This is a genomic window from Marinobacter shengliensis (assembly GCF_003007715.1).
In the GTDB taxonomy this organism is placed as follows: Bacteria; Pseudomonadota; Gammaproteobacteria; order Pseudomonadales; family Oleiphilaceae; genus Marinobacter; species Marinobacter shengliensis.
In genome coordinates this window covers 527263-539920 of sequence record NZ_PXNO01000023.1, presented here as the reverse complement: position 1 = coordinate 539920, position 12658 = coordinate 527263, and the positions used below count along the sequence as shown (strand labels likewise).

11 protein-coding genes are annotated in these 12658 nt (G+C 57.2%); 10 read left to right on the top strand and 1 reads right to left on the bottom strand.

Annotation, left to right across the window (positions count from 1 at the left end; genetic code table 11):
* The first annotated feature begins 344 nt into the window (after window positions 1-344).
* The 5 genes from miaB (at window position 345) to lnt (ending at window position 6070) form a co-directional block, all read left to right on the top strand.
* Window positions 345-1691: a tRNA (N6-isopentenyl adenosine(37)-C2)-methylthiotransferase MiaB gene (gene miaB / locus C7H10_RS11760; protein WP_106695004.1), complete on the top strand. Its 1347-nt coding sequence runs from the start codon at window positions 345-347 to the stop codon at window positions 1689-1691.
* Between the two features lie 534 nt (window positions 1692-2225).
* Window positions 2226-3212, top strand: a complete 987-nt coding sequence (locus C7H10_RS11755) for a PhoH family protein (protein WP_106695003.1) — start codon at window positions 2226-2228, stop codon at window positions 3210-3212.
* Window positions 3209-3682 (top strand): rRNA maturation RNase YbeY, encoded by a 474-nt coding sequence (gene ybeY, locus C7H10_RS11750; RefSeq protein ID WP_061331553.1) that lies wholly within the window; start codon window positions 3209-3211, stop codon window positions 3680-3682. The genes C7H10_RS11755 and ybeY overlap by 4 nt, the downstream gene beginning before the upstream one ends.
* Complete coding sequence (locus C7H10_RS11745) at window positions 3679-4524, top strand: HlyC/CorC family transporter (protein ID WP_106695002.1); 846 nt, start codon at window positions 3679-3681, stop codon at window positions 4522-4524. Before ybeY ends, C7H10_RS11745 begins: the two co-directional genes overlap by 4 nt.
* Before the next feature lie 19 nt (window positions 4525-4543).
* Entirely contained in the window at window positions 4544-6070 is a 1527-nt protein-coding gene (gene lnt / locus C7H10_RS11740; RefSeq protein ID WP_396631715.1) for an apolipoprotein N-acyltransferase, read from the top strand.
* On the opposite strand, the gene C7H10_RS11735 is transcribed toward lnt, so the two are convergent.
* Window positions 6060-6605, bottom strand: a complete 546-nt coding sequence (locus C7H10_RS11735) for a zinc ribbon-containing protein (RefSeq protein WP_061331555.1) — start codon at window positions 6603-6605, stop codon at window positions 6060-6062. The two genes, lnt and C7H10_RS11735, sit on opposite strands and share 11 nt — an antisense overlap.
* Window positions 6606-7080: 475 nt before the next feature.
* Between C7H10_RS11735 and leuS the strand changes: the two genes are divergently transcribed.
* The 5 genes from leuS (at window position 7081) to C7H10_RS11710 (ending at window position 12459) form a co-directional block, all read left to right on the top strand.
* Entirely contained in the window at window positions 7081-9666 is a 2586-nt protein-coding gene (leuS, locus tag C7H10_RS11730; protein WP_106695177.1) for a leucine--tRNA ligase, read from the top strand.
* Window position 9667: 1 nt separating this feature from the next.
* Window positions 9668-10246: an LPS-assembly lipoprotein LptE gene (locus tag C7H10_RS11725; protein ID WP_106695000.1), complete on the top strand. Its 579-nt coding sequence runs from the start codon at window positions 9668-9670 to the stop codon at window positions 10244-10246.
* Window positions 10243-11256: a DNA polymerase III subunit delta gene (gene holA, locus C7H10_RS11720; RefSeq protein WP_106694999.1), complete on the top strand. Its 1014-nt coding sequence runs from the start codon at window positions 10243-10245 to the stop codon at window positions 11254-11256. The genes C7H10_RS11725 and holA overlap by 4 nt, the downstream gene beginning before the upstream one ends.
* A 113-nt stretch (window positions 11257-11369) precedes the next feature.
* Window positions 11370-11633, top strand: coding sequence for a hypothetical protein (locus C7H10_RS11715; protein WP_061331558.1), 264 nt, complete (start codon window positions 11370-11372; stop codon window positions 11631-11633).
* Window positions 11634-11823: 190 nt separating this feature from the next.
* A complete protein-coding gene (locus C7H10_RS11710; RefSeq protein ID WP_106694998.1) occupies window positions 11824-12459 on the top strand; it encodes an endonuclease in 636 nt (211 codons plus the stop codon).
* The last annotated feature ends 199 nt before the right edge of the window (window positions 12460-12658 follow it).

The window sequence follows — 12658 nt, the reverse complement described above, 5'->3', positions numbered from 1 at the left end:
TGTATTGGCTAGCAATGATTTTTCCGGCTCCCACAAACCAATCATCAAGCCTGTAGAATCCAGCACAAGTGTATGGGAAGGCTTTTGGGGTGAGCTTTCCAAAACTGTGCGGAGCCAGGGATGGCGGAGCCCAAGCGTCACAGGGATGTGCCGAAGGAGCGTGTTTTGGAAAGCTCACCCCAAAAGCCTTCGTGCACATAAGCGGCGAATAATAGCACAGAGCCAAATGAGGAATACCGAGACAACGGTGGTTGAAGTTTAAGCACCCCGTTATAATACGCAGTCAAATTTTTGTCAGCGCCCCACACCACCCCGGCGCCAACACACCAAACTACGTGAGACCCATGGCCAAGAAGCTGTTCATCAAAACCCACGGCTGCCAAATGAACGAGTACGACTCTGCCCGCATGGCAGACCTGCTCAAAACCGGCGAAGCGGTTGAAATGACCGACAACCCGGATGACGCCGACATCCTGCTGCTGAACACCTGCTCCATCCGCGAAAAAGCCCAAGAGAAAGTGTTCCACCAACTCGGCCGCTGGAAACGTCTCAAAAGCAAAAAACCCGATATGATCATCGGCGTCGGCGGCTGCGTAGCCAGCCAGGAAGGCCAGGCCATCCTCGACCGGGCCCCTTACGTAGACATGGTCTTCGGCCCGCAAACCCTGCACCGCCTGCCAGACATGATCACCGAAGTGCGCACCAAGGGTAACGGCGTAGGCGTGGTCGACGTCAGCTTCCCGGAAATCGAGAAGTTCGACAACCTGCCCGAGCCCGGAGCCGACGGCCCCTCTGCGTTTGTCTCCATCATGGAAGGCTGCAGCAAGTACTGCACCTTCTGCGTGGTGCCCTACACCCGTGGCGAAGAAGTCAGCCGCCCGGTGGACGATGTCATCGCCGAAGTGGCCCATCTGGCCGCCCAGGGCGTTCGGGAAGTGAACCTGCTGGGCCAGAACGTCAACGCCTACCGCGGCGACACCCACGACGGCGACCAGATGGACCTGGCAGAACTGATCGAAGTGATCGCCACCATCGACGGCATCGACCGCATCCGCTACACCACCTCCCATCCGGTGGAGTTCAGCGACGCCCTGATCGACGTCTACGAGCGGGTACCAGAACTGGTCAGCCACCTGCACCTGCCGGTGCAGAGCGGCTCCGACCGCATCCTGGCAGCGATGAAGCGTGGCCACACGGCACTGGAGTACAAATCCAAGCTCCGCCGCCTGCGCAAAATCCGCCCGGATATCAGCTTCTCCTCCGACTTCATCATCGGCTTCCCGGGTGAAACCGATAAGGATTTTGAGGACACCATGAAGCTGATCAACGACATCGGCTTCGACATGTCCTTCAGCTTCATCTACAGCGCCCGTCCGGGTACGCCGGCGTCTGACCTGCCGGACGATACGCCGATGGAGGTCAAGAAACAGCGCCTGAGCATTCTGCAGGATCGACTGAATCAGAACGTCATGGATATCAGCCGCAAGATGGTGGGCTCTACCCAGCGGATACTGGTGACTGGCCTGTCCAAGAAAGACCCTGGCGAGTATGCGGGCCGCACCGAGAACAACCGCATCGTTAACTTCCGCCACGAGAATCCTGAGGTGGTTGGTCATTTCATCGACGTGGAAATCGTCGAGGCCTACGCCAACTCACTTCGCGGTGTGCCTGTTGGTTCTGAGTTTGACTGAGCTTTGGCTCCCATGGTTTCTGGTTTTGGGGGCTTGGTGACAGGGTGAGGGTGCCTCCCAAAAAACGCCCAGCAAGTACGTCCTTGTAGGGCTTCGTCGCGCCGTCCCTGGCGCTCCAGATTTTTGGGAGGCACCCTCACCCTGTCACCGGCAAACTTCAAAATGGCATGCCTGATAAATGACTAGCCATTCCAGATTTTGTGAGGACCACCGGACTACTCACATGCTGGCCTTGGCAATTGCATGCGAACCATTGCTAGTGACTTACTGGCGTCTAGGCCAAACTTCTTGGACTACACACTCTTGTTTTTCACACAACCGGCCTGCACATTAGTCAGACGGGCGAAGGGCTGGTGAGGCTTTCCAAAAATCTGGAGCGCCAGGGACGGCGCGACGAAGCCCTACACGGACGTACTTGCGGGCGTTTTTTGGAAAGCCTCACCAGCCCTTCAGCCAAACACCAGAACCAAGCAGCGAACTCCCCCGAATTCAGCTCCCAAACGAGCGGGGAAGATCCAACGAAACGGAGCAAGATTGAACACTCACGATACCAGACAATTTGACCTGCACCCGGTAAACCAGCGTCGGCTGGCCACCCTCTGCGGCCAGTTCGACGAACACCTGAAGATGATCGAAAAACGTCTGCAGGTAAAAGTCGGCCGCCGAGGCCACCACTTCCGGGTGGAGGGTCACACCGAAAATGTAGCCGCCGCCACCGAAGTCATCCGGCACCTGTACCGGGAAACCGAAGCCAGCGAAGATATTCCACCGGATACCGTGCACCTGTTTATCCGCGAAACCGGCCTGGAGCGCCTGCCGGATGACGTGCCCTATGACGAAGGCCAAATTACCGTCATCAAAACTCCGAAGCTGACCGCCAAACCACGCGGTCAGAATCAGCAAAAGTACGTGCACAACATCCGTACCCACGACATAAACTTCGGCATCGGGCCTGCGGGCACCGGCAAGACCTGGCTGGCCGTGGCCTGTGCGGTAGAGGCACTGAAAGACGAACAGGTGAAACGCATCCTGCTGGTACGCCCAGCGGTGGAAGCTGGCGAGAAACTGGGCTTTCTGCCCGGCGACCTGGCCCAGAAAGTGGACCCTTACCTTCGGCCTCTTTACGACGCGCTCTATGAAATGCTCGGCTTTGACCAGGTAACCCGACTGATCGAGAAAAGCGTGATCGAGATTGCACCACTGGCGTTCATGCGTGGCCGTACCCTGAATAACTCGTTCATCATTCTGGACGAGAGCCAGAACACTACCCGGGAGCAGATGAAAATGTTCCTCACCCGGATTGGCTTTGGCTCCACGGCGGTGATTACCGGCGACACTACCCAGGTGGACCTGCCGCGCGGGCAGAACTCCGGGCTGATTCATGCCGCCAGCGTGCTCAGCAAGGTCCCCGGTATTGGCTTTACCCGCTTTGAATCAAAAGATGTGGTTCGCCATCCGCTGGTTCAGCGCATTGTGGAAGCCTACGACTCGTTCGGTGACGGGGGCTCAACCAACCCATGAGCAAACTGACCGTGGATTTCCAGGTAGCTTATGAAAGCACCGGTGTACCCGACGAAACACAGTTCCAGGTCTGGGCTGAAAAGGCATGGCTGGGCGAGGATCCGTCTGAAGTGACGATCCGTATTGTTGGTAACGAGGAAAGTCAGGACCTGAATCACCAGTACCGGGGCAAGGACAAGCCCACCAATGTTTTGTCCTTCCCATTTGAAGCACCACCGGGTATAACGGTGCCATTGGCCGGAGATCTGGTGATTTGCGCGCCGGTTGTTGAAAAGGAAGCGCAGGAACAGCATAAAGAACCTGTCGCCCACTGGGCCCATATGGTGGTGCACGGTATGTTGCACCTCCAGGGCTACGATCATATTGAAGATAACGAAGCCGAGGCCATGGAAGCCCTCGAAGTCCGGCTGCTTGCGCAGCTTGGATTTGCTAACCCTTATGAAGCAGAGGAAACGGAACCAGACTCATGAGCGACGATCAGTCGAGTCGCAGCCAGGGCGGCAAGTCCTGGCTGGAGCGTATATCACAGGCCTTCTCCAGCGGGCCTGAGTCCGTCGAGGACGTGCTGGAGATTCTGCGGGACGCAGAGTCCCAGGAAATTATTGACGTCGATTCCATGAGCATCATCGAAGGTGCCATGCAGGTCATCGACATGCGGGTGGATGAGATCATGATCCCCCGTTCCCAGATGATCACCGTCAAAGCCTCCCAGGATCCGAAAGAGTTCCTGCCGGAAATCATGTCATCCGCCCACAGCCGTTTCCCGGTCATCGGTGAAAGCCAGGACGACGTGATCGGTGTGCTGCTGGCAAAAGACCTCCTCCCGCTTGCAATCAACAACGAACTGAACTGGACCAGTATCCGGGAGATCCTCCGGCCACCAACATTTGTTCCCGAAAGCAAGCGGTTGAACCAGCTGCTCAAAGAGTTCAAGGAAAACCGCAACCACATGGCGATTGTGGTGGATGAGTACGGCGGCACCGCCGGCCTGATCACCATCGAGGATGTGCTGGAGCAGATCGTGGGCGAGATCGAAGACGAACACGACTTCGACGAGGAAACTCACATCAAGGCCCGGGGCGACGGTACCTACGCCGTGAAAGCCGTCACACCGATCGAAGACTTCAACGAATTTTTCGAAACCATGATGGACGAGGAAGAGTTCGACACCATTGGCGGCCTGGTTCTCAAAGAGTTTGGTCACCTGCCCAGACGGGGAGAAACGGTTGAATTCGGCGGCTTGCAGTTTACTATTGCCAACGCCGATAACCGAGTCATCCGTTTGTTGCAGGTAACGCGAAGTGAATCATGAACCTGGCCTTGGTCGCCCTCTGAATCTGCGGTTTACTGACCACCCCTGGTTTGGCCCGGCAATCCTGCTGATTGCCGGCGCACTCCAGACCCTCACCTTTTCACCTTTTCATTTGTGGTGGCTTGGCCCCCTCTCGGTTTTTCTGATTGTCCTGGTAACACTCCACCAGGCCTCGGAAAAACTGTTTCGCGCCGGATGGTTTATCGGCCTTGGCCTGTTCGGTTCGGGCGCAAGCTGGATTTACATCAGCATCAGCGAGCACGGCAACACCTCAGTGCCAGTGGCTGTCCTGCTGATGGTCCTGTTTATAGCAGGGCTGGCGCTGTTCCACGGCCTTGCCTTCTGGTTCTGGGGCAAACTGGCCAAAGAAAGCATGATCCGGCGCCTGCTCCTGTTTCCGGCCATCTGGGTTCTGGGAGACTGGCTACGGGGCTGGTTACTTACAGGCTTTCCCTGGCTATACCTCGGCACTGCCCATACGGACGGACCACTTGGCGGTCTGGCCCCCCTCACAGGCGTACATGGCATCACCTTCTGGATCGCAGTCACGGGTGCGTCTGCCTATGCCATCTGGTGGCTTGTTCTGTCCGGGCACCGCAAATCAGCAGCGGTCACCGCAGTACTCACTCTGCTGCCCTGGTTCCTCGCACCGGCCATGAAACAAGCCGACTGGACTGACCTGAGCGAACAGCCGGTCACCTTTGCCGCCATGCAAGGCAACATTCCCCAACAGATCAAATGGGACCCGGATTTCCTGCGGGACCAGATTGTGGCGTACCTGGGCATGACCGAGGCCCACTGGCAACGCGATCTTATTTTATGGCCGGAAACCGCGATTCCGATCCCCCAGGACCAGGCCGGCAAGGTGCTTGATCACATCCACGAAGAGCTCGGCGATGAAAGCACGCTGATCACCGGCATTCCCTGGTACGGCTACAGCGATCGTATCGACGACTTCACCTTCCACAACAGCATCATGGCCATTGGCAACGGTGAAGGCATCTACCACAAGCAGAAGCTGGTGCCGTTTGGCGAATATGTCCCGTTGCAGGGCGTTCTGCGAGGACTGATCGGCTTTTTCGACCTGCCCATGAGCAGCTTCACCCCAGGGCCCAAATACCAGTCTCCACTGGTGGCCAACGGCATCAACATCATGCCGTACATCTGCTACGAAGTAGCCTATCCGGACTTTGTCGCCTTCAATGCCCGTAACTCCGGCTTGTTGTTAACCATCAGCAACGATGGCTGGTTCGGTGATTCCATTGGCCCATTGCAACACCTTCAACTGGCCCGTATGCGCGCCCTGGAAACCGGCCGCTATATGCTCAGGGGCACGAATAACGGCGTTACCGCGATCATCAACGAAAAGGGCGAGATCACCGAACGGATTCCGCAGTTCCAACGGGCAGTACTGACCGGTGAGGTCTTCCCCGCCACCGGCAGCACGCCCTACATGCAGACCGGTTCTTGGCCGGTGCTGACCCTGGCGGTGATCCTGATCGTGTTTGTGCGGGAACGGGTAATCCCGAAAAATCCTACTCCTTAGGTGGCCAGCGGCTGGTTACCCGCTCGAAGTAATGGGAACCGCAAGCCTCGCAAGGGTGCAAGTGGCTGGTTTTGGTCAGGCACACCATGTGGTTGCAATTCATGCACCGGAACATACCGGCGGTGGCCACTTCGCCCGAGATATAGTGGCTTATGTCCTGGTTCTCCAGTTTCTGTTTGAGTTCCAGGGTGTCCACCAGGGTTTTGTCGGCCACCGAAAGCAGTCGATCCGCCAGGGTGTGCTCCAGTAACGAGATATCCAGCTGCAACCATTCTTTCAGGCCCTCTCCGGTTTCCTCGACAAAGTTCAGCAGGTGCTCCAGGTCCCGCTCAAGGTAGGCGCCGAGCAGGTCGGCTTCCTCACGGGTCATTTCTTCCAGTTCGTATTCAAACTCAACCGCTTTCTGAACTTCTTCCTCCAGAGTCTGAAGTGAGGTTTCCTGGAGCTCATGCAAACGGGTTTGTACCCGCTCCAGCATTCTGTCGTAAGCCTCGAGGGCCTTGCCTGAAAGGTGATTGCGTTCTGGTTCTGTCATGGGCTTGCCTCGCTCGATATTGGGCCTAGTACTCAATTCCTGACTTCGCTTTATGGTGCCAGAGCCAGGGTGCGGGTGTGCTTTCCGGGACACGCTGTGAATACGTCCATGTACGCTTGACTGCAGCATCCCTGCTGCAGACAGTCCCGTAAAGCACACCCGCACCCTGTCTCCCCTACCGCAGACGTGGATTCGTCGGAATCCCCGACAGTGTCCCGGAGCAACGGCCGGTAAGGCCTCCTGAGACTGTGCGCAGCAGGGACGCTGCGCTCAAGCCCCCACGGATGGGTTTACGGCGTGTCTCAGGAGGCCTTACCGGCCGCTGCCTTTCTCCGGAAAAAGACGGCACGCCAATATCAGAAGTCTGGCACAAGTCTGCGAAATTGGCAGACTACCTGTTAAGCCTTGGGTGCGTTAGAATGTTCGGCCCTTTCGAACCTCATTTTCACACAGGGTACTTTTGGTAATGGCAGGAATGGACGAACAATACAACCCACGTGATGTAGAGCAGACCGCCCGCGACTTCTGGGAAACCAACGAAACCTTCAAAGTGAAGGAAGAGCCCGGCAAGCCCAAGTACTACTGCCTGTCCATGTTCCCCTACCCCAGCGGCAAACTGCACATGGGCCACGTTCGCAACTACACCATCGGCGACGTGATTTCCCGCTACCAGCGCATGCAAGGCAAAAACGTCATGCAACCCATGGGCTGGGACGCCTTCGGCCTGCCCGCCGAGAACGCCGCCATTGCCAACAAATCCGCCCCCGCCAAGTGGACCCGGGCGAACATCGAATACATGAAGAAACAGCTCAAGCAACTGGGCTTTGGTTACGACTGGGGCCGCGAGCTGGCCACCTGCGATCCCGAATACTACCGCTGGGAACAGTGGTTCTTTGCCCGTCTTTACGAAAAGGGCCTGGTGTACAAGAAAATGTCCACCGTAAATTGGGACCCCGTCGACCAGACGGTTCTGGCAAACGAGCAGGTGGTGGATGGCCGCGGCTGGCGCTCCGGCGCCCTGGTTGAGCAGAAGAAGATTCCCCAGTGGTTTATCCGCATTACCGATTACGCCGAGGAACTGCTGAACGACCTGGACCAGCTGGAAGACTGGCCCGAGCAGGTCAAGACCATGCAGCGGAACTGGATCGGCAAGTCTGTAGGTACTGAGCTGACTTTCCCGCTGAAAGACCGGGAAGACGGCCTGACCGTTTACACAACCCGTCCGGATACCCTGATGGGCGTCAGTTACATGGCGGTGGCAGCAGAACACCCGCTGGCCAAGGCTGCGGCGGAACGGCACAGGGATGTCGCTGAGTTTGTCGAGCGGTGCCGCAACAGCAAAGTGGCCGAAGCGGAACTGGCCACCATGGAAAAGAAGGGCATCGACACCGGGTTCAAGGCCATTCATCCGCTGACCCAGGAAGAGGTGCCTGTGTGGGTCGCCAACTTCGTGCTGATGGACTACGGCACGGGCGCACTGATGGCCGTTCCCGGCCATGATGATCGTGACCACGAGTTTGCCCTGAAGTACAAGCTGGCGATCAAACAAGTGATTGCGCCGAATGACAGCCGCGATATCGACGTACAGGAAAAGGCCTTTACCGAGAAAGGTGTGCTTGTGTCGTCCGGCAAATACAGTGGACTGACCAGCGAGGAAGCCTTCGACGAGATCGCGAAATACCTTGAAGACAACGGTATCGGCAAGCGCACCGTCAACTACCGCCTGCGTGACTGGGGTGTGTCGCGTCAACGGTACTGGGGCGCGCCCATTCCGATGATGACGCTGGAAGACGGCACAGAGATGCCGGTGCCGGATGACCAGCTCCCGGTTCGCCTGCCGGAAGATGTCGAAATGGACGGCGTTCAGTCACCGATCAAGGCCGACCCGGAGTGGTGCAAAACCGAATATAACGGTCAGGCGGCCACCCTTGAGACCGACACCTTCGACACCTTCATGGAGTCGTCCTGGTATTACGCGCGCTTCTGCAGCCCGAATTACGACAAGGGCATGCTGGACCCGGCAGCGGCCAATTACTGGCTGCCGGTGGATCAGTACATCGGCGGTATCGAGCACGCGATCCTGCACCTTTTGTACGCCCGCTTCTTCCACAAACTGCTGCGGGACGTTGGCCTGGTCAACAGTTCGGAGCCGTTCAATCGCCTGCTCTGTCAGGGCATGGTGCTGGCTGAGACCTACTATCGGGAAGATGATTCCGGCAAGATCACCTGGATTGCCCCGGCCGATGTCACGGTCGAACGGGACAACAAAGGACAAGTGGTGAAAGCGGTCCACAATGAAGACGGCCAGCCGGTTCAGATTGGCGGCGTCACCAAGATGTCCAAGTCCAAGAACAACGGCATCGACCCTCAGACGATCATTGACCAGCATGGCGCCGACACCGTTCGTCTGTTCATGATGTTTGCTGCGCCGCCAGAGCAGTCCCTCGAATGGTCTGACAGCGGCGTGGAAGGCGCACACCGCTTCCTCAAGCGGCTGTGGCGTCTGGTCAATGAGCAAACCGCTGGTGGTGAGGTACCCGCTCTTGAGGCTGGCAGCCTGAACAGCGCCCAGAAGGATCTGCGCCGCAAGACCCACGAAACCATTGCCAAGGTCAGTGACGACATCAGTCGTCGCCTCACCTTCAATACGGCGATCGCCGCTGTGATGGAACTGCTGAACGAAGTCAGCCGACTGACAGACAACGAGCCCCAGAGCTTCGCCGTTCGCCAGGAAGCACTGGAGGTGGCAGTGCTGGTGCTGTCGCCCATCGTGCCACATATCAGCCATACTCTCTGGCAGGCCCTTGGCCACTCAGAACCCGTGGTTGATGCCAACTGGCCGGTTGCTGATGAGAGCGCCATGGTCCGCAGTGAGATAGAAGTGGTGCTGCAGGTCAACGGTAAGGTGCGGGCAAAAGAAAGTGTGCCTGCGGATATCGGCAAGGCAGACCTGGAGAAACTGGCTCTGGAGAACGAGAACGTCATGCGGTTCACCGATGGCAAAATCGTGCGCAAAGTCATCGTTGTACCCGGCAAGCTGGTTAACGTGGTGGCTAACTGATATGCCTTCGGTGCCCTTTTTTCTGAAAGCCCTCCGGCTGCCGTTACTGGCAATGCTGGCAACCGCCACGCTTGCCGGGTGCGGTTTTCAGTTACGGGGCACCTCACCGGTGCCGGCCTCCCTCCAGCCACTGGCGGTAGACTGCCCCGACTCATTGCCTGTGCGTTTCTGCCAGTCGGTGCGGGATCAACTCAGGCTGGGGGGCATTGATCTGCAGGATGCCTCATCGGCGGACTACGTGCTTCGGCTGAGAAGCTACCAGCAGGACCGCCGGGCATCCGCCATTACCGCTCAGGCCGCCGCGGCAGAGTACATACTGCGACATCAAGTCACTATGGAGTTGCTGACCGCAGACCGGATCCCGCTGATCGCGGCAACCGATCTGACCACCAGCGAGACCTATCGTTACGATGAAACCAATGTGCTGGCCAAGCAACGGGAAGAAGAAGAACTCCGGCAACAGCTCGGGGATCGACTGGCACAACAGGTACTCTTCCGGTTGGCGCCGATGAGCCAGGAGCGGATTGACGCGGCCATCGCAGAGTACGAAACAAGCCAGAACCAAGCCGATGCGCCATGAAGACCCAGCCCGGCCAGCTCCCCCAGTTGCTCAAGAAAGGTCTGGCTCCGGTCTACCTGATTTCCGGTGACGAGCCCCTGCTGGTGCAGGAATGCTGTGACCTGATTCGAAAGACGGCCCGGGACGCCGGGTATCAGGATCGCCTGACCTACCACGCCGATCATCAACTGGACTGGAATGCCGTTGCCGATGAATGCAACGCCCTGTCCCTGTTTGCTGAAAAGCGGCGCATTGAAATTCACCTGCCAACGGGCAAGCTGGGTGATGGCCGAAAGGTTCTTGAACAGGTTCTTGAGGCACCGCCTGAAGACGTTATCCTGCTACTCATCAGCGCCAAACTCGACGCCGCAGAAACCAAACGCAAGTGGTACAAGGCTCTGCAAGGCTGCGGTGTCCATGTACCGGTCTGGCCGGTTGAGCCCGATAAATTTGCCGGCTGGCTGCAACAGCGGGCCAGCGGACAAGGCCTGAGCCTTACCCGCGGGGCCCTGGGGATGCTCACGGAGCGGCTTGAGGGGAATCTTCTGGCTGCCAGCCAGGAACTGGACAGGTTGGCGTTACTGACGGCTGGCAAAACCATCGACGAAGAGACTATCGAGCAAGCGGTCCAGGACAGCGCCCGCTTCAATGGCTTTGAGTTGGTCACCGAGTTACTCGCCGGTAAAGCCGCCCATGCGGGAAAGATCATCGGAATCCTGCAGCAGGAAGGTGAAAACCCGCTGGGTTTGTTGAGTGTGCTGGTGCGAGACCTGCACATCATCATCGAACTGAAAACTGCCCTGCCCCCGGGCGACAATCCTTCGGGGTTCCTGAAAAAACGCGGGGTGTTCCAGCCCCGGCGAGCGTCGGCAATCCAGCAGGCAGCCCGCCGGCTGAATATGCGTCAACTGCACCGCGCCATCAGCCTGTGCAACGCCACAGACCGATCCGCCAAGGGGTTTGATGGTCTTACCCCCTGGCATCACCTCAGGGATTTGTCGGCGGTTCTTGCAGGTGCTCTCCCTAACTGATCCAGGTCAATCCAGTGCGAACCTGCGCAAAACCCTGGCTTTCACCCTCTTGACAGTTTTTTACATTCCGGCGCATTGTAGACTTCCCAACTCATCAGGGAAGGAGAATCGCTATGAGTCTGCAAGACGAATTCAACAAACTGTCGGAAAAAATCAAGCAGTACCGTGACGAAGCCCGTGTGCAACTACATCTGGCCAAGGAAGATGTAAAAGATGAATGGGACGACCTTGAACAGGACTGGGATCGCTTCCGCCAGAAACTGGATCAGGTTGTCCATGACGCGGAGAATGCCAGCCATGAGGCGAGAGACACGGCTCGCCAATGGGGAGAAGATCTCAAGACCCGCTATCAGGACATCCGCAACAAAATGAAATAGATTGTTAACGCGTTAACAATTTACAACATGAACGATCCGCACAGGGGCTTCTCTATTTGAGCCTCTGTGCCATACTTCACAGAAAAGAGTGAACACTCCGTCATACTTTTGTCAGATTGTTCATTTTGCCATCAATCGCTCGTCGCGATGGCCACGGTATGCGCCGTGCAATGTGAGGTATAACGGCCCTATGAAAAAAATAACGTTAGTTCCCATCACGCTTATACTCGCCCTATCAACAACCTTGGTTATTGGCCAGAATACCCGTTTCAGTGATCCAGAGACGGTCGTGAAAGATCAGTTCTGGGGCAATCTCTATGCAAACGGCGGAACGTCGTTTTTCTGTGACGCGCCGTTCACCAGCAAGGGGTTCGTTATGACGGATGGCTATGTCTATCCGCCGGCTGATATCCGCAGCGCGCTGAATTGCGGTACCACAAGCCAATGCAAGCAGGATAATCAATACCGTCAGATTACGTCGGATCTTCACAATATGGTGCCGGTTCGTTCGCGGGTCGAGATGCGGAGGCGGAATGCCCGCTATGAGAATCTGGGCGATGCGACGCGGGCGGATGATTGTGGTATTCGGGAGAGTGCCCAGTTTTTTGAGCCGCCGGAGCATGTGAAGGGGGATGTTGCCCGCACGATGGCTTACATGGTGGACACTTATGGGCTGCCTTGGCTTGGGGCGACGTCGGTGTTCCAGGAGTGGAATGAGCTGGATCCACCGGATGATCGGGAGTTGGCGCGGCATCAGCGTATTGCCGAGATTCAGGGTAATGAGAATCCGTTTGTGGTTAATCCTGGGTTGATTAATCGCCTCTAAACTCTCAAAAAGTGCAAGCGCTGGTCAGGGTGGAGCTTTCCGAAACACGCTGTGAATACGTCCTTGTACGCTCTGCTCCGCCATCCCTGGCTCCGCAAGGTTTCGGAAAGCTCCACCCTGACCACCGCCCAAACAATGTTCTTGGAGTCAAAAAAGCAGGCCGCTTGGGCCTGCTTTTTTTGTGTCTCGGAGCTTTGAA